The organism is Lysinibacillus sp. NPDC093197 (genome assembly GCF_044754025.1).
In the GTDB taxonomy this organism is placed as follows: Bacteria; Bacillota; Bacilli; order Bacillales_A; family Planococcaceae; genus Lysinibacillus.
Genome location: NZ_JBIVOH010000010.1, coordinates 107929 through 130356, shown reverse-complemented (window position 1 = coordinate 130356; position 22428 = coordinate 107929). Strand labels below are relative to the sequence as shown.

General features: G+C 36.2%; 18 protein-coding genes and 1 pseudogene. 16 read left to right on the top strand and 3 right to left on the bottom strand.

Annotation, left to right across the window (positions count from 1 at the left end; all coding sequences use genetic code 11):
• The first annotated feature begins 611 nt into the window (after positions 1 to 611).
• Both ACIP9G_RS20795 and ACIP9G_RS20790 read left to right on the top strand, forming a co-directional pair.
• Positions 612 to 1820 carry an MFS transporter gene (locus ACIP9G_RS20795; protein WP_401021920.1) on the top strand — a complete coding sequence of 403 codons (1209 nt, stop codon included), beginning with the start codon at positions 612 to 614 and terminating at the stop codon, positions 1818 to 1820.
• 64 nt (positions 1821 to 1884) lie between these two features.
• Entirely contained in the window at positions 1885 to 2145 is a 261-nt protein-coding gene (locus tag ACIP9G_RS20790; protein ID WP_401021917.1) for a hypothetical protein, read from the top strand.
• Between the two features lie 266 nt (positions 2146 to 2411).
• Here ACIP9G_RS20790 and ACIP9G_RS20785 read toward each other — a convergent pair whose 3' ends face one another.
• The gene (locus tag ACIP9G_RS20785) at positions 2412 to 3305 is read right to left on the bottom strand and encodes a 3-hydroxyacyl-CoA dehydrogenase (RefSeq protein ID WP_401021915.1); all 894 of its coding nucleotides are present in this window, start codon (positions 3303 to 3305) and stop codon (positions 2412 to 2414) included.
• Between the two features lie 163 nt (positions 3306 to 3468).
• On the opposite strand from ACIP9G_RS20785, the gene ACIP9G_RS20780 reads away from it, so the two are divergent.
• A complete protein-coding gene (locus ACIP9G_RS20780; protein ID WP_340822249.1) occupies positions 3469 to 4551 on the top strand; it encodes a LuxR C-terminal-related transcriptional regulator in 1083 nt (360 codons plus the stop codon).
• A gap of 286 nt (positions 4552 to 4837) precedes the next feature.
• Here ACIP9G_RS20780 and ACIP9G_RS20775 read toward each other — a convergent pair whose 3' ends face one another.
• Positions 4838 to 5548 (bottom strand): FadR/GntR family transcriptional regulator, encoded by a 711-nt coding sequence (locus tag ACIP9G_RS20775; RefSeq protein ID WP_401021912.1) that lies wholly within the window; start codon positions 5546 to 5548, stop codon positions 4838 to 4840.
• A gap of 239 nt (positions 5549 to 5787) precedes the next feature.
• Here ACIP9G_RS20775 and ACIP9G_RS20770 point away from each other — a divergent pair, with 239 nt between their 5' ends.
• Together ACIP9G_RS20770 and ACIP9G_RS20765 are read left to right on the top strand one after the other, a co-directional pair.
• Positions 5788 to 7173 (top strand): FAD-binding oxidoreductase, encoded by a 1386-nt coding sequence (locus ACIP9G_RS20770; protein ID WP_340822251.1) that lies wholly within the window; start codon positions 5788 to 5790, stop codon positions 7171 to 7173.
• Between the two features lie 11 nt (positions 7174 to 7184).
• The gene (locus ACIP9G_RS20765) at positions 7185 to 8168 is read left to right on the top strand and encodes a bile acid:sodium symporter family protein (RefSeq protein WP_401021909.1); all 984 of its coding nucleotides are present in this window, start codon (positions 7185 to 7187) and stop codon (positions 8166 to 8168) included.
• Positions 8169 to 8268: 100 nt separating this feature from the next.
• Here ACIP9G_RS20765 and ACIP9G_RS20760 read toward each other — a convergent pair whose 3' ends face one another.
• Positions 8269 to 8862 (bottom strand): TetR/AcrR family transcriptional regulator, encoded by a 594-nt coding sequence (locus ACIP9G_RS20760; protein WP_340822254.1) that lies wholly within the window; start codon positions 8860 to 8862, stop codon positions 8269 to 8271.
• A 140-nt stretch (positions 8863 to 9002) separates the two neighbouring features.
• On the opposite strand from ACIP9G_RS20760, the gene ACIP9G_RS20755 reads away from it, so the two are divergent.
• The 11 genes and pseudogenes from ACIP9G_RS20755 (at position 9003) to nikE (ending at position 22425) form a co-directional block, all read left to right on the top strand.
• Positions 9003 to 9773 carry an SDR family NAD(P)-dependent oxidoreductase gene (locus ACIP9G_RS20755; protein WP_401021907.1) on the top strand — a complete coding sequence of 257 codons (771 nt, stop codon included), beginning with the start codon at positions 9003 to 9005 and terminating at the stop codon, positions 9771 to 9773.
• 17 nt (positions 9774 to 9790) lie between these two features.
• A complete protein-coding gene (locus ACIP9G_RS20750; protein ID WP_401021905.1) occupies positions 9791 to 10573 on the top strand; it encodes an SDR family oxidoreductase in 783 nt (260 codons plus the stop codon).
• Between the two features lie 454 nt (positions 10574 to 11027).
• Positions 11028 to 12482: a benzaldehyde dehydrogenase gene (gene yfmT / locus ACIP9G_RS20745; protein ID WP_401021902.1), complete on the top strand. Its 1455-nt coding sequence runs from the start codon at positions 11028 to 11030 to the stop codon at positions 12480 to 12482.
• A gap of 20 nt (positions 12483 to 12502) precedes the next feature.
• On the top strand, positions 12503 to 13348 hold the full coding sequence (locus tag ACIP9G_RS20740) for a methyl-accepting chemotaxis protein (RefSeq protein WP_401021900.1): 846 nt from the start codon (positions 12503 to 12505) through the stop codon (positions 13346 to 13348).
• 484 nt (positions 13349 to 13832) lie between these two features.
• Positions 13833 to 15779, top strand: a complete 1947-nt coding sequence (gene ltaS / locus ACIP9G_RS20735) for a lipoteichoic acid synthase (protein WP_401021898.1) — start codon at positions 13833 to 13835, stop codon at positions 15777 to 15779.
• A gap of 445 nt (positions 15780 to 16224) precedes the next feature.
• Entirely contained in the window at positions 16225 to 17178 is a 954-nt protein-coding gene (locus ACIP9G_RS20730) for a tRNA dihydrouridine synthase (RefSeq protein ID WP_401021969.1), read from the top strand.
• A gap of 135 nt (positions 17179 to 17313) precedes the next feature.
• Positions 17314 to 18945: a nickel ABC transporter substrate-binding protein gene (gene nikA, locus ACIP9G_RS20725; protein WP_401021896.1), complete on the top strand. Its 1632-nt coding sequence runs from the start codon at positions 17314 to 17316 to the stop codon at positions 18943 to 18945.
• A gap of 17 nt (positions 18946 to 18962) precedes the next feature.
• Positions 18963 to 19907 (top strand): nickel ABC transporter permease subunit NikB, encoded by a 945-nt coding sequence (gene nikB / locus ACIP9G_RS20720; RefSeq protein ID WP_401021893.1) that lies wholly within the window; start codon positions 18963 to 18965, stop codon positions 19905 to 19907.
• Positions 19904 to 20737 (top strand): annotated as a pseudogene (nikC, locus tag ACIP9G_RS20715) (nickel ABC transporter permease subunit NikC). The gene nikB and the pseudogene nikC overlap by 4 nt, the downstream one beginning before the upstream one ends.
• 15 nt (positions 20738 to 20752) lie before the next feature.
• Positions 20753 to 21571 (top strand): nickel import ATP-binding protein NikD, encoded by an 819-nt coding sequence (gene nikD / locus ACIP9G_RS20710; RefSeq protein ID WP_401021892.1) that lies wholly within the window; start codon positions 20753 to 20755, stop codon positions 21569 to 21571.
• A 32-nt stretch (positions 21572 to 21603) separates the two neighbouring features.
• On the top strand, positions 21604 to 22425 hold the full coding sequence (nikE, locus tag ACIP9G_RS20705; RefSeq protein WP_401021890.1) for a nickel import ATP-binding protein NikE: 822 nt from the start codon (positions 21604 to 21606) through the stop codon (positions 22423 to 22425).
• Positions 22426 to 22428 lie beyond the last annotated feature (3 nt).

The window sequence follows — 22428 nt, the reverse complement described above, 5'->3', positions numbered from 1 at the left end:
GAACGAATTCTTATTAATGGGATTCGTTCTTTTTGTATTAAAAAATGAATAAAGCTGTTTTTTGTTGAATTTATTGAGCTAACGAAGTGGGACTTTAATAAAATAAGCAAAAACCAAATATGATGAAGAAAATTGGCTCGATTCCACTTCCACTTCTTCGTGAGTGTGGAGCAAATCTCCGCCTATCTTAACTAGTTTTTTTTCGTGTGAGCAACTGTTAAAATTTTTTTATTTGAGTTAGAAGCATTACTAGAACTAGCTTAATTGAGGTTTTACCAAAATTTTCTTGTATGAAATTATAAATAATTTTGCTAAGATATCTTTTGAAATAATTTACCTTTAATACGGTCCAGAGAGGCTGAAAAGGGCTATATGATACTTTAAGTTATTATGCTAGTAATATCTTTGTTTATTCATGCCCTTTTGTCTGTTCTGACGAAAGGGCATTTATTTTGCATTTTAGCTGTGATTACACAACTAACGTACCTCTTTTAAAGGAAGTCCAGTGAGGCTTAAAAGGAGAATGGAAACGTTATATTTATATAGATACATCCATTCATTCGTAAATAAAAGAGATTTATTTCATCTAGAACATACTGGAGGAGAGTAGAATGGATTATCGAAAAAAAACCGTGGTCGCATCGGTAGCTGGTTTAACATTAGAAGGCATGGACATCATGTTTATCTCATTTGCGATGACAATGATTATTGCAGAATTTAACATTGATTTAGCAACGGGAGGACTTATTTCTTCTATAACGAATGTAGGGATGCTATTAGGAGGAATCGTTTTCGGAGTTTTAGCAGATAAGTATGGAAGGGTAAAAGTCTTTACTTATACCGTCATCTTGTTTGCCATTGGTACTGCTTTAACAGGATTAGCCACTAGCATTGAACAAGTGTACCTATTTAGATTTATCGCAGGAATAGGTGCCGGAGGAGAATATGGAATTGGTATGGCGCTTGTTGCAGAAGCTTGGCCGAAAAATAAACAAGGGCGTGCGTCTTCATATGTCAGTGTAGGTGCTCAATATGGTGTTATTTTAGCAGCATTACTAAGTGCCATCATTCTTCCTACTTTAGGATGGAGAGCATTATTCTTTGTTGGTGTAATACCTGTTATTTTTGCCTTTATCGTAAGGAAAAATTTAGATGAATCACCTGAGTGGCTCGCTGCTCAGAAAAACAAAAAGGCTAGTAAGAAAGATGAAAAGGGTAAGTTGGTACAATTGTTTGAAACGCCACGAACAGCGATTACAACAATCTCGTTAATCATAATGGCAACAGTTCAAATTGCCGGTTATAACGGATTAATGATTTGGTTACCATCGATGTTGCAACAGTCACAAGGTTTGTCTGTTTCAAGTTCTGCCATTTGGACAATTAGTACAGCGGTTGGCATGATTATCGGTATGTTAACCTTTGGACTATTTCTAGATCGATTTGGCGCAAAGCGTGCCTTTGGCGTCTTCCTTATTGCCTCAGCATGTGCTGTGTTTTTATACTCTTATGCTACGGGTAGTGTTGGTGTCCTAATAGGTGGTGCAATTGTCGGATTCTTCTCAAATGGTATGTTTGCTGGATATGGAGCATTGATTGGTAGTCTATATCCCGTTCAAATTCGAAGTACCGCAACAAATACAATTTTTAACTTTGGACGAGCTATAGGAGGCTTTTCACCAATCCTTGTCGGCTATATTTTACAAAGTTATGATATGAAAGTTGCGATGCTTTACTTAGCAGGTTTATATTGTATTTCCTTTATTGTCATGCTAATGCTTAAAAAAGATAATATAGGGAATGTAAGCGAAACTATATAACAATGTAAGTTTATTTAGTGTTTTAGGAGCGCTGTTTTTATCAGCAAATTTCGTAGCAGAGTTAATGAACTTTGGTGGCCTGACAGGATTTATGTTTGTTAACTTGTCAGTAATCGTATATTACTTCTTCCGTAAAAAAGAAAAGAAAATAATTCGATACTTATTAATTCCAGGGTTAGGGTTCGGTATTTGTTTCTACTTATTCATTAATTTATCACCGATGACATTGAAGATCGGCTTTTTGTGGCTTGCAATCGGTTTTATCTATGCTTTCTTTACGACGAAAGGCTTCAAAAAGAAACCACCAACTTTTTCAGAATTATAAAGTTTGTGAGGGTTGTGGCTTACGATGTGCCTACGGAAAGCATCGCCGTGGCGGATATCGACGAATTCCATTGATGTTATTTTTCTTCAATGTAAAATGAATTAAGCTTTAGCTAATCGCTCTTTAGCATAAATAAGATAGCACAAATTGATAGTAACGAAGGCGTGACTCCTGCGGAAAGTATCGCCGTAGCGGACATCAACGGTGATGCAAAAAAGTGTTAGATTGATGTAGTCAATCTAACACTTTTTCACTTTTGTTGCTAATTAATTTTGTTTAAGAAAGTCTTTATCCTGATAGGCTGGATTTGGATATTTATAAAAACCTTCCCCTGAAGATACACCCATTTTCCCTAAATCGATATACTCGGCTTTAATTTTTTCCGCTATGATTTTAGCCATTGGATTAATTTCTGCCTTCATCATATTTAAGTTATATGGTGTTTCCATACCAACGATATCTAAAAATCCGAACGGCCCTGATGGTGAACCAGTTGAAATCATCCAGTCTTTATCAATTGTATGTGGGTCTGCAATGCCATTTGCCCAAAGCTCCATACCAGCACTTAAAAAGGGTACAAGTAATGAATTTAAAATATAGCCTGGTTGTTCCTTCTTTAAATGGAATGGAATCATGCCAATAGTACGAGCAAATTCAATTACTTGTTCAGTGTACTGTGGATCAGTTCCTTCATGACCCATTACTTCAGCCGTATTGTTTTTCCAAATAGAATTTGCAAAGTGTAATGCTAAAAACTTCTCAGGTCGTCCTGTATATTGTGCAAATTGACTAGGTAATAGTGTGGAAGAATTTGATGCGAAAACAGTTTTTGCTGGTGCTACTTTTGCTAGTTGCTCATAAAATGATTGTTTAATTTCAATACGTTCTGGTACAGCTTCAATAACTAAATCTACATCAGTTACTGCCTGTGCTAAATCTGTGTAAAATGATAAGCTTTCTAATGCTTTGGCTGCACGTGCAGTATCATTAAAATAATCTCCGTATGTGTTCGATAACGATTGCATGCGTGGTTGCGCTGCTGCAATCGCATCATCGTTAATGTCATATACATTCACTTCATATCCAAAAAATGCCGTTTGAAAAGCAATTTGACTTCCTAATACGCCGCTACCTGCGACTAATATTTTTTTAAATTCCATATCTAGTACCTCATTTCTGTATTTGAATACCCTTACATAAATAGTGGAGCAAAATAACAAAATAAAGTTGTTACATCTAGAGTGTAAATGATAGAGTTAATGCAAAGATACCGGCAATTCAGGGTATATTAATTGAAAATAAACATGCAAATGTAGGTGTACTATGACTAAAATCAACTTTCAATATGTATTGTTTCATAAAATTCACCATCAGGATATTGCCTATGCGTGGAATAAGCATTTGCAAACGAAAAGAGAGTTAAATGAGCAAGAAATTATTCAAATTGGTTATTGGTATCGTTCTTGGTTGACGTTTTTAAATGGTCAGTTAAAAAATAAAACGATTCAACGCGAAGAACTTATTAACTGGGCGACTATGCATAGTCGACTTTTACCAGAAAAATTACTCACTATATTTCCTTCATTGTCTTATTACGCAACAAAAGATGTCCTTGTACAAATTAAGCACCCGAATACAGACGAAATGCTAAAGTATCACGAAAAAGTACTAGATGTATTACGTCTTGTAAATAGTAAAGTAATACAATCTCCACTAAAGGTTGAAATAAGTCTTGAAAGTTTGCTAAAGTTACAACGTTTTAGCAAATTGCTTATTCAATTAGATGGCGTAGATCATATACCAACTATTTTATCCAAAGCACAGGAAAACTTCGGATTTCAACGTGTCATTTTTCATAGCTATAATCCATGGCTCAATGAATTTTCAGGTGTATACGGCTCTGAGCTACACAAAGTACAAATGCTAAAAGGTAAGCTGGAAGAGGTGGCCGTTTTTGCTATTAAAAAGCCACTCTATTTAGAACAACCAGCGCCATATATAAATCCGATTGCAATAGAAATGTTGAATTTATCTACGATTATTTTTATTCCGATTCAGCAAAATGGACAATTATTTGGTTGGTTAACGTTTGACCAATGTGGAACGCCTTTTTCATATAATGAAGAAGAAATGCAATTACTTGAAGAAGTAGGGAACTTATTAGGCTGTTACTTTTCACGTACACGCAGTACACAACGTCTACTGCATGACTTAAAGTTAACGGATAAAGACTTGGCGGTTTTATTTTTATTAGCGGAAGGATTCAGTAATAAAGAAATGGCAGAGCTTCTCGTTTTCAGTGAGTACACAATTCGTGACTATATTCAAAAGCTACTAACTGTATTTAATGCAAAAAACCGTACACAAATAATTGCGACGGCTTTTCGAATGGCTGTTTTAGAATAAATTAAGCTTTGAATGAAAGGAAGAATCCTAAGAGAGGATTCGTTCAGACTATAGACAAACTCGAAGATTTTCGAGTTTGTCTATAGTCCTTTTTTTATTTAAAATTAATATAGAAGTGATGTCTCCTGCCGTTGATTTCTGCTACGAACGGGCGCTTTCCGCGTGGACACCGTAAGCCGCAACCCTCGCTAACGCGCGGTCTGTTGCGTCTTACGTACTGTGCGTTCCCGCAGGAGTCGCCCGTCCTCCGCTCCAATCAACGAGTAGGGAGCTTTATTTGTAGTTTTCAAATATGATTAAAAAGTGACTCTGTCAATTCTCTTCTTATTTGCTTAATATGCTTTTCCATAAGTTGTTTAGCTTGATTTGCATCGCCAGCTGCGATTGCCAAGTAAATTTCTTTATGTTCATCAATAGTCTCTTGCGTTCGTTCTACATCTTTCAAGCGTTGTGTTCGGGTAACTCGGATTGTATCTTGCATATGTTCGCTAAGGGTTTGGAACAATTGCGAGAAGATTGAGTTATGTGAGGCGAGAACAATACTAATATGGAAAATGAGATCAGCTTGTATACCTAGTTCCACATCATTTTTAACTTGATCCATCATTTCTAATGCATGACCAATGCGTTCTAAGTCTTCTGAAGTGGCACGTTGTGAAGCTAAAAAAGCACATTCTACTTCAAGTGTCTGGCGTAGCTCTAACATTTCATATACTAATTTTTTTTCAGTTTTTAAGATTGTAGATGAAAGCTCTTGTCCTACTGAATGGCTTTCCTGTGTTTTAACAAAGCTACCACTGCCTTGTTTAATTTCAATAATTCCTTTTATTTCAAGCTTCCGAAGTGCCTCCCTAACCGATGTTCGACTAACATTAAACCGACTCGCTAATTCTCTTTCTGTCGGGAGTTTTTCTCCAGGTTGTAATTCCCCATTTAAAAAATATTCATTTATTTGATCAACAATTACTTGATAGGCTTTTTTTCTTGGTTGCAGCATTACCTATGTCCTTCCCCTCAATTACCTAATATTATAAACGCTTTAATCATACAGAAATACTACATTGTTATCAATTAAAGAAAATTAATAATTATTGATATTTTCAGAATATTAAGTATAATAATAATGGTTGGACCAATTTCGTTATTTTGTAAATTGGTATGACATATATTATTTGCACAATCAAAACACCATAAACAAGTACTGTGAAGGAATGAGAGTAAAAAGGGGAGAAAAAAATGATTGCAACAAATGAGGAATTGGTGATTGCACTAAGAAGTGCTCTTTCTGAAAGCCAAGTAACAATCAATCAAACGATTTTAGAACAACATAGTAGTGATGAATCCTATCATAGAGTCAGTTTACCGGATATTGTTGTGTTTCCGACAACGACGGAAGAAGTGAGTAAGACAATAAATATAGCAAACCAATACAAAGTACCAATAGTGCCATTTGGTAGAGGAACAAGCTTAGAAGGACATGTTATCCCTTACGACCACGGGATAACGATAGATTTTTCCAACATGAACAAAATAGTAGAAGTTAGGGAGAAGGACTTTCTCGTAAAAGTTCAACCAGGGGTAACGCGTTCTCAGTTGAATAAAGAATTGAAAAAATACGGATTGTTTTTCTCTGTCGATCCAGGAGCAGATGCAACACTTGGGGGGATGGCAGCAACAAATGCTAGTGGAACAACATCTGTTAAATATGGAGTTATGCGCGACCAAGTTCGAGATTTAGAGGTTGTTCTTTCAGATGGTGAGGTAATTCATACTGGGAATTTAGCAGAAAAATCATCCTCTGGCTATCATTTAAATGGTCTATTTGTAGGGTCTGAGGGAACACTTGGTTGCTTTACTGAATTGACGCTAAAAGTCTATGGGCTTCCTGAACATGAAATGGCTGCTCGAGCATCGTTTAAAACAGTCAATGATGCTGTCGAGGCAGTCGTTAGTATTTTACAAGCGGGAATTCCCATTGCAAGAGTAGAACTGGTTGATGAACATTCGATGAAACAAGTGAACTTGCATAGTAAAACAGCTTATGAGGAGCAACCGACCTTATTTTTAGAGTTTCATGGAAATGAAGCTGGCTTAAAGCAAGACGTTGACTTTATGAAAGAAATTGTAGTGGAGCATAATTGTGAAAATATTGAATTTGAGTCCGATAATGCAGCTCGCAATCAGCTGTGGGAAGCTCGTCATAATTTAGCTTACGCCTATGTCCATGGACACCCAGGGAAAAAACTTATGGTGACCGACGTTTGTTTACCGATTTCAGAGTTAGCAGGGGCAATTGAACATGCAAGAGAAGCCCTTAATTTGTTAGCACTTACAGGGGGGATTGTGGGCCACGTCGGTGATGGTAATTTCCATGTTCTTTTAATGATTGATATGAATGATTGTGATGAAATAAAGAAAGCTGATGAATTCAATGAATTGATAGTAATGTATGCACTTGAAAGAGGGGGAACTTGTACAGGAGAGCATGGTGTCGGTATTGGGAAACAGAAATACCAGGAGAAAGAACATGGAAAAGCACTGCTTGTGATGGAAAAGATTAAGCAAGCGCTCGATCCTGACGCTCTTTTGAATCCAAATAAAATATTAAAAATAAAGAAATAGGGAGTGGAAATATGAAAATTTTAGAAGCCATTAGTACGATAGCGGGAAAATACTTTGCCGTATGGGTTATCTGTATAGCTGTTATTGCCTTTATAGTTCCTGATCCATTTTTAATATTTGGAGGATATATTACGATTTTGCTAGGCATCGTTATGTTTGGTATGGGGCTAACGTTAAAAGCGGTTGATTTCAAATTGATTTTAACGAATCCATTGCCAGTCATCATTGGTGTATGTGCTCAATATATTATTATGCCACTGACAGCTTTTTTAATTGCTTACATTATGATCTTACCAGCGGAATTAGCTGCGGGGCTAGTCCTTCTCGGTTCTGTTCCAGGGGGTACTGCTTCAAACGTTATGGTGTATTTAGCTAAAGGTAATGTACCGTTGTCAATTACAATGACATCTTTTTCGACGTTACTAGCCCCAATTGCAACACCATTAATTTTACTATTACTTGCAGGTAAATGGATGCCTGTAGATCCAATGGCAATGTTTACTTCAATTATTCAAGTAATTATTTTGCCTATTATTCTAGGTATTGTTATAAGAAGATTTGCTCCTCAAGTTGTAGAAAAAAGCATCAACGTCATTCCTCTAATCTCAGTAGTTGCTATTATTATTATTGTCTCTGCGGTTGTTGCCGGAAATGTTGATAGCATTGCTTCAGCTGGATTTATTATTTTTACGGCAGTAATGCTTCATAATGCATTCGGTTTGCTGCTGGGCTATTTAACAGCGCTTGTGTTAGGACTAAATGAAAGTAATCGAAGAGCTATTTCAATTGAAGTAGGTATGCAAAACTCTGGTCTTGGGGTGGCGTTAGCGACTGCCCATTTTGGACCGTTAGCTGCCTTACCGAGTGTTCTTGGTGCTGTGTGGCATAATATTTCAGGTCCAATTTTGGCCACGTATTGGTCGAAAAAAACGGAGAACGTAGAGACGCATCTTAGCAAAAACATACAGGAAAGCAACGTCGGAACACATATTTAAAAGTAAAATTAAAGTGTTCGTTTCCATGTTGCGTGGTGAAGTTAGCTTAATAATAATTAAAAGAACGAATTTCCGACGGTGGAATTCGTTCTTTTGTTTATTAAGTATCGATTTCTTTTATAATAAAGCCTCTTGCAAAAGTGTTGAAAATTCGATTGAGACGCTCTGTCATTTCACCAGGTGTCGCATCAAAATCTTGTGCAATCCAGTCTAAAATCAAACCAGCTGTCCCATAAGCCATATAGCGCTTTTGGGAATGATCATCAACAACCGACACGCCGTAATGAATATCAAATTTATCTTTGAGCAAATTAAAAATCGCTTCAGGTAGTTGCTGGTGGATACGAGGTAACGTATCTTCTAACAATAATAATGTGAAGTAATCACGGTGATCGTAAATGTAATACAACAATTCAAAGGAATGGGTAGTCAACTCCTGTACTTTCACACGACTATTACTTACATACTTAGACATGCTGTTATATTGGATAGCTTCAAACATTTCTTCCATTAACTCTTCCACAAGATCATCTATATTTTGATAGTACACATAAAAGGTTGTTCGATTATATTGAGCATAATCTACAATATCCTTCACTGTAACAGCACTAAATCCCTTTTTATGGACCATATCAATAAATGCCTTTTTTAAGAAATGCTTTGTACGTAAAGCTTGATTGGAATTAGATTTCATCAAATTTATCTCCTACATTAGACAGATTGATAAAAAGTGTTGGTTTCTTCGACATTATAGCAAATATTAAGGATGGCTTACAGAAAATGAAACGGATTAAACTATAAATGTAACAACAATCTTTAGGGGAGGTACAAAAAATGAGATTCGAAAACAAAGTTGTCATTATTACAGGTGCTGCAGGAGGTATCGGTAAAGAGATTGCTCGCAAGCTTGCAGGTGAAGGAGCTAAGTTAACGCTAGTAGATTTAAATGAAGCTGCTGTGAAAGCGGTTGCAGAGGAGCTTAACTTAAGTGAGGATCGCGTACTGACTTTAAAGGCAGATGTTTCTAAAGAGGCAGAAGTAAAAAATTATGTTGATCAAACTGTATCAAAATTTGGTCGCATTGATGGATTTGCAAATAATGCAGGGGTAGAAGGTCCAGCAAAAATTTTAGAAGAAATTACTGAACAAGATTTCGATTTCGTATATAGCATTAACGTAAAAGGTGCTTTCTACGGTTTAAAATATGTCATGCCAATTATGAAACAGCAAAAAGCAGGTTCAATTGTCAATACAGCTTCTGTTGCTGGATTAATTGGTTCGCCAAATATGATGCTATACAATTCGTCAAAACATGCTCTAATGGGCATTAATAAAGTAGCTGCATTAGAAGCTGCTCCATATAATGTGCGAGTGAATACAGTCAATCCTGGTGTTATTAATACACAAATGATGCGTCAAATTGAGGCAAAAGTTGCACCAGGTGCCGCCGAAGCAGCGCAATCTGCATATCAAGATGCAGTGCCAATGAAGCGCTATGGTGAACCAAATGAAGTAGCCAATGTCATTGCGTTTTTACTATCAGATGAAGCTTCTTATGTAAGTTCTTCATCCTACACAGTAGATGGGTCACTATATAATATTTAATAATGGAGGAATATAATATGAAACGTTTTGAAGAGAAAGTAGTCATTGTAACAGGTGCAGGATCTGGTCTTGGACAAGCAGCAACACTTCAATTAGCAGAAGAAGGTGCTAAACTAGTATTAGTCGACTTGAATGAAGCGGGTTTAAAAGAAACAGAAGAAAAAGTGTTAGCCGTTTCACCACAGGCTGAACTGTTATTAATTGCAGCAAACGTAGCAGATGAAAATGCTGTCAAAGGTTTTGTAGATGCGACTGTTGAAAAGTTCGGCAAAATTGACGGTTTCTTTAACAATGCAGGCATTGAAGGAAAACAAAATTTAACAGAAGACTTTGGTATTGATGAGTTCCAAAAAGTTGTGTCTATTAACTTAAATGGTGTATTTTACGGCATGAAATACGTCTTAAAAGTAATGAAAGAACAAGGGTCAGGTTCAATTGTCAATACAGCATCTGTAGGTGGTATTCGTGGTGTTGGAAATCAATCAGGCTACGCAGCATCTAAACATGGTGTAGTCGGATTAACACGTAACTCAGCAATTGAATATGGACAATTTGGTGTTTCTATTAAAGCAATCGCACCAGGTGCCATAATGACGCCTATGGTAGAGGGCTCTTTACGTCAAATTGGTGGAGATAATTGGGAAGAGGTAGGTAAAGAATTCGTAAAACCAAACCCAATGCGCCGTTTCGGTAAACCAGCAGAGGTTGGTTACTTAGTTGCCTTCTTACTTTCTAACCAAGCAGACTTCATAAATGGTGTTGTTGTACCAATCGATGGTGGACAATCATATAAATACTAATAATGCTGGAGAGCTACGATAGCAATCTCCAATAGTAAGAAAGGTGAAATTAACTACGTTCAATTTCACCTTTCTCTTTTTAAAATTGTTTTAGCGATGCATCGAAATACTGAAATAAATGCTAACTAACAATAAATACAGATAGTCAGATATTCGCCGTATGTACTGAGACTGAGCTATTTTGGGCTATCGGTAAGATGAGTGAGCGCCTTTCATTACCAATTTGAGGACTTTGGGTCAAATGTAATGAGTAAAACAGATTATATAAAGAAAAAAATTTAAAACGATAAGGTCCTTTTTGTAGATGGGGAATTTTAAAAATAGGGACAAAGCATAATAGGAGTAAGCTGTAATTAGAAAGAAAAACCTACAAAATTTTTGTTATTTTATAAATTTTTCTAAATATTTGTCGATATTTGTATTACACACGTCGATTAAACTTGGAGGTTATAAAATGGATATTAAAAATTTAGGAAATCAATTTATAGGTGGGGAATGGAGAGAAGGACAAAGTAATAGCCTTTTACATGACATAAATCCCTATTCAGATGAAGTCATAACAGAATTTAAATTAGCAAACGTTTCTGATATTGATTATGCATATCAAGCCGCGCAACAAGCGAAGCAAGAATGGGATAAAGTAAACCCATATAAAAAGCGTGATATTCTTGAAAATGCAGTGAAATATATTGAAGAAAACGAAGAGGCCATTACATCGATTATTATGGATGAATTAGGTGGGACAAGATTAAAAGCTGCTTTTGAAATTGGTCTTGTTAAGAATATTATTAAAGAGGCTGCAACATTCCCAATTCGTATGGAAGGTAAGATTTTACCTTCAACAATCGATGATGTAGAAAACAGACTTTATCGCATTCCAGCAGGCGTTGTTGGCGTCATTAGTCCATTTAACTTCCCATTCTTTTTATCGATGAAATCTGTAGCACCTGCATTAGGTGCTGGGAACGCTGTTGTATTAAAACCTCATGAAGATACACCTATTACAGGTGGAACATTAATTGGAAAGATTTTTGAAGAAGCTGGTGTACCAAAAGGATTAATGAATGTTGTTGTAACGGATATTAATGAAATCGGGGATGCATTTGTTGAGCATCCGATTCCAAGAATTATTTCCTTCACAGGCTCAACAAAGGTAGGAAGTTATATTGGTCAAGTTGCGATTAAAAATTTCAAAAAGCCATTATTAGAGTTAGGTGGCAATAGTGCATTTATCGTATTAGAAGATGCAGATATGGAGTACGCAGTTGGTGCTGCGACATTTAGTCGATTCACACACCAAGGGCAAATTTGTATGTCAGCAAACCGCATTTTAGTGCAGAAATCGATCTACAATGAGTTCCTTGACAAGTATGTAGCGAAAGTTTCTTCACTGAAAGTTGGTGATCCAAGAGATCCTGAAACAATCATCGGCCCAGTCATTAATGATCGCCAAGCAGCTAACCTAGAAGCAATGATTGAAAAAGGCATTGCTGAAGGTGCGAAAGCCGTTATTAAAGGTAATATTAAAGGTAGAATGGTAGCGCCAACGATTTTAGCAGATGTAACAACAGACATGAGTGTGGCACAAGAAGAGCTATTTGGCCCAGTTGTTTGTGTTATTCCATTCGAAACGGAAGAAGAAGCTATTCAAATCGCAAATGATACTCGTTTTGGATTAAGCGGTGCAATTCATACGGCTAACCTTGAACGTGGTGTAGAAATGGCTAAGAAAGTACATACAGGTATGATTCATGTAAATGATTTAACAATCAATGATGAACCAAATGTTGCATTTGGTGGAGAAAAACAATCAGGTATCGGTCGCTTAAACGGAGAATGGAGCCTTGAGGAGTTTACAACTTTAAAATGGATTTCTGTAAACTATAGCAAAAGAATTTTACCTTATTAAGGACAAAGGGGTCGGAAAATATGCAAGAAGCAGATGTAATTAGTGCGTTTATTAAAGTAGCTCCTTTGTTAAACGGGCTTATTCAAGACGATATTACGGTAGGCATTTACGATACTGAGAAACTAATCATTAATATTCCAGCGAAGACATTCTCTTTAAATGTTACGCCAGGGGATCCACTTGTTGAAGGTGATGTCATCACAAATGCGATTAAAGCGAATAAATCTTTATCAGCAGTTATACCGAAAGAATTATTCGGCTTCCCACTTGTTGCAAGAGCTATCCCGCTTCACGATAGTACTGGGAAAGTAATTGGTGGGGTAGGCATTGGAACAAGTTTGGAAAAAGCTCATAAACTATTTGAAATGGCTGAAAGTTTCTCTGCGATTGTAGAGCAAACGGCCGCTTCTATTGAAGAAATTAGTGGCTCAGTAGGCAATTTATCCGACCGGGTGAAAGATATGACCTCTTCAATGAAAGATGTGAGTTCAAGTGCGGAGGAAATTGGTCAGATTTCTTCTGTAGTAAAAGGAATTTCAGATCAGAGTAATTTATTAGGTTTAAATGCGGCAATTGAGGCTGCACGTGCAGGCGAGCAGGGTAAAGGATTTGCAGTAGTGGCCGATGAAATACGTAAGCTTGCTACAAATTCGAAGCAAAATGCAGATCAAATTAATCATATTACAAAAAATATTCAACAGCTTCTAAAAGTGTTAAATCAATCATTTGCAGAAGTCAACACATTAACAGATACGCAATCGGGTTCAATCTACGAGTTTTCTTCGACGATTCAAGAAATAAGCTTGAAAGCTCAACAATTAGCACAATTTGCTGAAGAGATTTTATACGATAAGGAAAAAAAATAGAGAGAAATTTTAAAGATTAAAGATGTGCTCAAGGAAGAGCATGTCTTTAATCTTTTTTCATTATCCCATATGCTGCTGTTTAATATTTGAATTGTGAAAAACGTAATTACCCGTAGAAAAATTATTTGATGATAAAAAAAGCTCAGTTTTACTATAGCAGAAGTTTGACCAACTGAAACTACCAACACATAGTATAAGGCTGTGGAATAGTTAAATTTAAGCGAGATAAAAAGGAAAATTTATCCCTGCAAATGTTAGTAAAAACTAACGTTTGCGGGGTGTTTTTATGGCAAGGATTCCAGTAATAGAGAGAAACGAAACTATTTCTCTTGCAATATCGTCTACAACTTGACAGAAGTGTAAAAACGGGAGTATTATACATTAGCCGCCGAAAAAAAGCTATAGTGAAGTAATAATTTTCCGAAATTTATACTTATATTCTAATCTAGATATATTTTTAAATAAGTAATAGGTAGGTGCAAAAATGAAAAATCTAGTAAGTAAAAACTTATTAAACAAATTTTTAGGGATTTATATATTAGCTGTTTTAATGTTATGGGTTAAAACATACATCGCTCAAACAGCACAGTTTGATTTAGGTGTAGAAGGAGCACTTCAACATTTCCTTTTACTATTAAATCCACTAGGTTCAGCAATGCTATTCCTAGGGTTCTCATTTTTATTTAAAGGAAAGAAAAAATATACATCACTCGTTGTAATTTACACGCTTATGTCTATTCTTTTATATGCGAATGTTGTGTATTACAGATTTTTTAGTGATTTCATTACATTACCAACAATTTTCCAAACACAGAACTTTGGCGATTTAGGTGGTAGTATTTTATCGTTATTGAAACCTTATGACATTTTATTCTTTGTCGATGTACTTGTCATGATTTACCTACGTTTCTCAAGAAAAATAGAAAAAGAAACAAATCGTTTTGGATATAAGAAAGCATTTGCAATTATTGCATTTGCCTTAGCAATATCAATCGTAAACTTAGGATTAGCTGAAACTAGTCGTCCGCAACTTTTATCTCGAGGTTTTGATAGAAACTATATTGTGAAATATTTAGGAATGTATAACTATACTATTTATGACACAGTAGAAACGATGAAAGCATCTTCAGAAAGAGCATTGGCGGATAGTAGTGATATTACAGAAGTAATTAACTATACAAAATCTAACTATGCCAACCCTAATCCAAAATATTTTGGGGCGGCAAAAGGAATGAATGTTGTCTATTTACATTTAGAATCATTCCAAAACTTCCTTATCGACTATAAATTAAATGGTGAAGAAGTTACGCCATTTTTAAATTCATTAGCAAAAGATCAAAATACAATGTATTTTGACAACTTTTTCCATCAAACAGGACAAGGTAAAACATCTGATGCAGAATTTATGCTAGAAAACTCTTTATTCGGATTACCACAAGGTTCTGCTTATATTACGAAAGCACAAAATACGTACCAAGCAGCACCAAGTATTTTAAAAAATTATGGTTATACTTCAGCTGTCTTCCACGGCAACAACGGAAGCTTCTGGAACCGAAATGTCATTTATAAATCATTTGGATTCGATAAATTTTATGATGCTAGTTATTATGACACAGCCTCTTCAGATAACATGGCTGAATATGGTTTATTAGATAAACCATTCTTTGAACAATCTCAAAGTCTTTTAAGTTCTTTACCACAACCGTTTTATACAAAGTTAATTACGGTAGGGAATCACTATCCATATAAAATGAATCAAGACTTAGTAACAATCGATAAAGCTACTACTGGAGATGCAAGTGTAGATAATTATTTCCAGACTGCACGTTATGCAGATGAAGCAATCGAGCAGATGTTCAATCAACTAAAAGAATCAGGCTTATATGATAATACGATGATTGTTCTTTATGGGGACCATTATGGTATTTCAGATAATCATAATGCGGCGATGGAGCAAGTTATGGGTAAAGAAATTACACCATATGAAAGTGCTAATTTACAACGCGTACCACTATTCATTCATGTTCCAGGAATGCAAGGTGAAACTAACCATACTTATGGTGGTCAAACAGACCTTCTTCCAACGCTATTACATTTACTAGGAATTGAAACGCAAAACTATGTTCAATTCGGTTCCGATTTATTATCAGAAGAGCACAATGAAATTGTACCATTTAGAAATGGTGATTTTGTTAGTCCTTCGATTTATTCAATTAATGAAAAATATTACGATAACAAAACAGGTTTACTATTAGATGATAGTCAATTAGAGTCAGCGAAAGCTATGAAAAAAGAAGTAGACTTTAAGTTAGGGTTATCTGACAAAGTAGTGAATGGTGACTTATTGAGATTTTATACGCCAACAGGATTCACGCCCGTAGATCCATCTAAGTATAACTACAGCAAAGATGAGAGTGTAGAATCTAAATAATTACTAGTTAAGAGGGCAGTTCAAGAAGATGTGTCGGATATCAAAGCGTTTATAATAAGACTGCTTTAGGATATCTTCCCGTCAACTTGAATTGCCTTTTTTTATATGAATACACACAGGGCTCTTCCTATTTTAATTTTCGTGAAAGCATAAAAAGCAGACGGTTTAAAAGTGCAAACATGCATTTCTAATTGGCCATCTGCTTTTATTTCTAAGTATCAAAAATAAATCAAAATGAAAATCTAGTTAAAGATGAATCTGTGTGAAGATAAATTAAAAAAGCTAGGTTATACTATAATAATGACTTAACTACTTGAACCTAACATTTTGCCCTTTGTTCGGGCACGTTTTAGGTATTAAACATGGCATAAATGTGCAAAAGTAGAAGCATTTTAGGGAGCAGAATTTACTAATGTATCCCATCATGAGAGGATTTGAAGTAGAGATGACAGATAATTTTTGGCGGGATTTACCGCGACCGTTTTTTGTACTTGCACCAATGGAGGATGTGACAGATGTTGTTTTTCGTCATGTCGTAAGTAAAGCAGGTAGACCAGATGTATTTTTCACGGAGTTTACAAACTCGGATAGCTACTGTCACCCAGAGGGACAGAAAAGTGTGCGAGGGCGTCTACTTTTCACTGAAGACGAACAGCCAATGGTTGCACATATATGGGGAGACAATCCAGAATATTTCCGTCAAATGAGTGTTGGAATGGCAGAGCTAGGCTTTAAAGGCATAGATATTAACATGGGCTGTCCTGTACCGAATGTGGCAACGAGAGGAAAGGGTAGCGGTCTAATTTTACGCCCAGAAGTTGCTGCGGAGCTAATACAAGCAGCTAAAGCGGGCGGTCTGCCTGTAAGTGTTAAAACAAGACTTGGTTACACTGAAGTAGATGAGTGGAAAGAATGGCTAACACATATTTTAAAGCAGGATATCGCAAACCTTTCTATCCACCTACGTACGAGAAAGGAAATGAGCCAAGTAGAAGCACACTGGGAGCTAATTCCGGATATTAAGAAATTACGAGATGAAATTGCACCTAATACGCTGTTAACAATCAATGGGGACATTCCTGATCGTGAAACTGGCATGAAGCTTGTTGAACAATATGGTGTTGATGGGGTTATGATTGGTCGAGGTATTTTTAAAAATCCTTTTGCCTTTGAAAAAGAGCCGAAAGAACATAGTAGTAAGGAATATTTAGATCTTTTAAGATTACAGCTTGATCTTCAGGATAAATATGCAGAAGAACTGCCACGTTCAGTTACAGCACTGCATCGCTTTTTCAAAATTTATGTTAAAGGATTCCGCGGAGCAGGTGAATTAAGAAATCAATTGATGAATACAAAAACAACAGATGAAGTACGTGCATTGCTAAATAGATTTGAATAAAAAGATGTGTGCCAGTCACTCAAACAATTTTGAATTGTTTGAGTGACTGGCACTTTTTTTTCTTGACAAAGAAAAATCAAGTTTTTATTATATAATTGATAATGATTATCAATATCAATCAAGGAGGTAATTGTAATGCTTTGTGCAATGAATAAATCGGGAGTTTTTTTAACGTCTTTGTTTATTTTGTTGCTATCAACAGTATTATTTGGTTGTACAAAGTCTGATGAAGAGGCTACACCAACAACGGCTGAGAGCGAAGAGGCAAAAAATATACTAACTATGGCATGGCCAAGAGATGTAGGTGAAATGAATCCACATGTTTATAACCCTACACAATTATTTGCTCAGTCGATGGTTTACGAACCTTTAGTAAGCTATCAAAGCGGGGGTGAGTTAAAACCGCACCTTGCTGAGTCGTGGGAAGTTTCTGAAGATGGAAAAGTTTATACATTTCATCTTCGTAAAGACGTAAAGTTTTCTGATGGATCAAGTTTTAACGCGGAAATTGTTAAAAAGAATTTTGATACGATCATGAACAATCTCCAATTACATAGTTGGCTGGGTTTTCTTTCTAAAATAGAGCATACGGACGTAAAGGATGAAAATACGTTTCAAATAACATTAACCGAGCCGTATTATCCAACGATTCAAGAGTTAGCTGTCGTTCGGCCTGTTCGTTTTTTAGGTGAGGCTGGATTCCCTAATGATTCTGATACTTCAAAAGGTGTCGAGCAAGCGATTGGTACTGGCCCTTGGATTTTGGAAGAACATAAGGTTGATGAATATGCACTGTACAAACGGAACGACAATTATTGGGGTGATAAGCCGAAAGTGGAGAAAATAATGGTGAAAGTCATTCCTGATACAGAAACAAGGGTACTAGCCTTTGAAAAAGGTGAAGTAGATTTAATTTTCGGTGAAGGGGCTATAAGTTTAGATTCCTTCTTACAATTACAATCGACTGGTAAATATAACACTAGTATTTCAGAGCCAGTTGCGACGAGGTTACTGGTCATGAATACAAAGCAAGAACAACTGTCTGATGAGCGTGTGCGCCAGGCTTTACATTATGGATTTAATAAAGAATTAATGGTCGAAGGAATTAGCTCAGGTTTAGAAAAAGTAGCAGATCGTATTTTATCAACAAATTTCCCGTATACATCCAAAATTGAAGTGAAGTCGATTCAATATGATGTCGAAAAGGCAAAGTCTTTATTAGATGAAGCAGGCTGGATACTTCCAGAGGGGAAAACGGTTCGTGAAAAAGATGGAGAGCAGCTCGCAGTGGAATTAATGTACAATTCAGCTGAAACTATTCAAAAAGTAATGGCGGAAACACTGCAATCAGAATGGGCTGCTATTGGGGTGAAATTAAATATTGTTCCGCTAGAATTGGCAGAACAAATTCAAAGATTTAAAGATAATAACTTTGCTATTAATTTCTTTAGTAACTATGGTGCTCCTTATGATCCGCATACATTTATTAATATTGTAGCAACAGAAGGTTTTGGATTTAGTGAAGCAATATCTGCTTATCCGAACAAAGATGAATTGCTTAAACAAATGACAGAAGTTCCTAAAACTACAGATGAAAAAGAGCGTCAACAATTATACGCATCGATATTATCATCTCTACAAGATCAAGGAGCTCTTGTTCCTATTTCCTATTTAAGCCAGACAGCGGTCTATCAAAAGAACGTCTCTGACTTCACATTCCCTGCTAATCGAGACGAGCACCCATTCACAGGAATAAGCATTAAATAGTGAGCTAGGGGGATTTGATGGGTACTTATATTCTAAAAAGAATTACGTCGATTATTCCAGTTTTTCTTTTGGCTACACTTCTTACATCTGGAATGATCCACCTTTCGCCGGTGGATCCAGCTGAGGCGTATTTAGCAGCGGCTCATATTCAACCAACAGATGAAATATTAGCTCAAAAAAGACAAGAATTTGGTTTAGATCAACCATTTTTAAAACAGTATATAAACTCTATTATTAAAATAATTCAGCTTGATTTTGGTAACTCGTATGTTTCTAAAAAGCCTGTTTGGGAAGAGGTTACATCTAAAATACCGGCCACTATTCAGCTAGCTCTAGGAAGTTTATTAATAGCGGTGGTGTTCAGTGTTCCTCTTGGGTTCTTAGCCGGAGTGAAGAAAAACAGCTTGATTGATTATACTAGTCGCTTACTCTCGTATATGGGAGCATCGATTCCTTCTTTTTGGCTAGGTTATATATTGATTTTTTTCTTTTCTGTCAAACTTAATCTATTTCCAGTGGAGGGTATTGGGACATGGCAGCATCTTGTTCTGCCCTCCATTACATTAGCTGTTCCTTTAGTGGCTACGTATACAAGGCTGTTGCGTGCAAGTGTGTTAGAAAATATACAAGAGCCTTATGTATTATTTGCCCGGACGAGAGGAATAAAAGAAACAATTATTATGGCAAAGCATGTATTAAGGATTGCGATTTCTCCAATGATTACTGGACTAGGGATAAATCTTGGAAAACTTCTAACGGGAGCAATTATCGTTGAAACGGTCTTTTCTTGGCCAGGGTTTGGTCGCTATTTTATTGAAGCTATCTTAAATCGTGATATACCTATCATTCAGTGCTATGTATTAATTGCAGCTTGTTTATTTATTATTAGCAATTTAATCGTAGACCTTATTCAAATGTATATCGACCCCCGTATTTCAAGGAAAGAAGGGCGTCTTCAATGAGAATAAGAATACGTACATTGTTGAAACATCAGAAAGCGATTACCATTTGTTCAATCATTTTAGCTGTTCTTTTTGTCATCGCAATCTTTGCTCCTTGGATAGCACCAAATGATCCTGTTGCTGTTAATTTAGCATATAAGCTGAAGTCTCCATCTTGGCAGTTCCCATTAGGGACAGACCATTTAGGAAGATGTAACTTGTCACGGATATTATATGGCGCGCGCATTTCATTGGGGTTTGCTATGCTTATTTTTATTTCTTCATTAGTTATTGGTTTAATTATAGGAACCTTTTCGGGATATAAAGGTGGATGGATCGATTATATGTTGATGAGATTATGCGATGGTATTTTGGCATTTCCGAATCTGATTCTTATTCTTGGCTTAGTTGGCATATTCGGTCCAGGGCTTCCACAAGTTATTTTAGCGCTAATGCTTGTGCAATGGGTTTATTACGCCAGAATATTCCGAGGCATGGTTCTTAGTCTGAAGGAGCAGAACTTTATTGCCGCCGCGAAAATTAGCGGCTCTTCACAACGAAAAATAATTAAATAGCATATTATTCCTAATGTTCTCCCACCTCTTGTGGTAATTGGTACATTAGAAATCGGCTGGGCTATCATCGATATATCGGCACTGTCGTTCTTAGGCTTTGGGGTACAACCCCCTATACCAGAATGGGGGGCGATGATTCATGAAGGAAAAGCATATATTCGGACAAATCCAGAATTAATGCTTTATCCAGGCTTGAGCATTATGCTTGTGATTATTACTTTCAATCTATTAGGCGAAGCTTTAGCAGAACGTTACGGTATCAAACGAAGATTTTAAAAAGGGATGAGAAGATTGGGAATTGAACAGAGGAAGGTATTAAATGTTAAAAATTTATATGTCAAAGTTAAATCCCAAAATGGCGATGCTATCCTCGTTCGAGATATTAATTTTGAATTAAATCGTGGGAGGATACTTGGGCTTGTTGGGGAAAGTGGAAGCGGTAAAACTATTACTAGTATGTCTATTCTTCAACTTTTAGATAAGAAGACAACAACTACTATAGGTAGCGTAGCACTACAAGGAAGAGAATTGAATGGCTTAGCTGAGAAAGAAATGCGAAAAATACGTGGTAAGGATATAGCGTTTATTATGCAAAACCCGATGAATGCTTTTACACCTGTTTTTACAATAGGACACCAACTGATAGAAACAATACGCTCTCATACACAGTGGAATAAAAAACAAGCTAGAGAGCTTGCCATCGAGGCTTTACAACATGTGAACTTACCTAATCCGGTGAATCTTTTAAAACAGTATCCTTTTCAATTAAGTGGCGGTATGCTTCAAAGGGTTATGATTGCTACTGCAGCATGCTTACATCCAGCTGTTATTATTGCAGATGAACCAACAACTGCACTTGATGTAAACAATCAGAAGAAGGTGTTACATCACTTACATCAAATACGTTCTGAATATGGCTCAGCCATTTTATTAATTTCTCATGATTTAGGTGTCATTTCAGAAATGGCTGATGAAGTAGTAGTTATGCAAAACGGCAAAATAGTCGAACAAGCAGATGTCTTTCAATTATTTAATGAGCCACAGTCTGATTATACGAAGAGGCTATTAAATGCACGTTCAATATTACACATAGAAGAATATATAAATTGAGTGATGATAGTCATGTTAGCGGGGGTGAACAAATGAGTTTATTGCAAGTTAATGAAGTAACTCATAGCTACGGATTTGGCTTCCGAAGCTTTTTTAAAAGGCACAATCGTCCTAAAAAAGTGCTTTCTAGTATCTCTCTTTCGATTGAGGAAGGAAACTGCTTAGGAATACTCGGTACGAGTGGAGCTGGTAAAAGCACGTTAGGTAAAGTGATTCTTGGTTTGGAACGACCACAGCATGGACAAGTTCTGTTTCAAGGGCATGATATTTATACAGTAGATAAGCACACTCGTCAAAAAATTCGCCGTAATTTGCAAGCTGTTTTTCAAGATTCTTACTCGTCCGTTAACCCTCGAATGACTGCCGAACGGATTATTGCAGAACCACTAGAAAATTATGAAAAGCTGACAATAGCTGAACAAAGGCGCGTTGTTATTGAATTATTGGAAAGGGTAGGGCTCAGTGAAAAGGACTTGAAAAAATATCCGCATCAATTTAGTGGTGGCCAATTGCAACGTATCAATATAGCAAGGGCAATTTCACTTAAGCCAAAGCTAATTGTTTTAGACGAATCTGTTAGTAGTTTAGATATGGTGAATCAAACCCTTATTTTAGGGTTACTAAGAGATCTAAAAAATGACTATGGATTATCTTATTTTTTTATTACACATGATATTAAAGCAGCCTGCGCGATTAGTGATACATTAGGTGTAATAGAAAGAGGAGAATTAGTCAATTTATACAATTCAAAAAGGCAATTTTTTGCATCAGAACATCCTGTTGTAAAGAAAATGATAGACTCTATGTTGCCTGAGCATCCACAACAAAGGTGCCAGTCACTAAAACAATTCTGAATT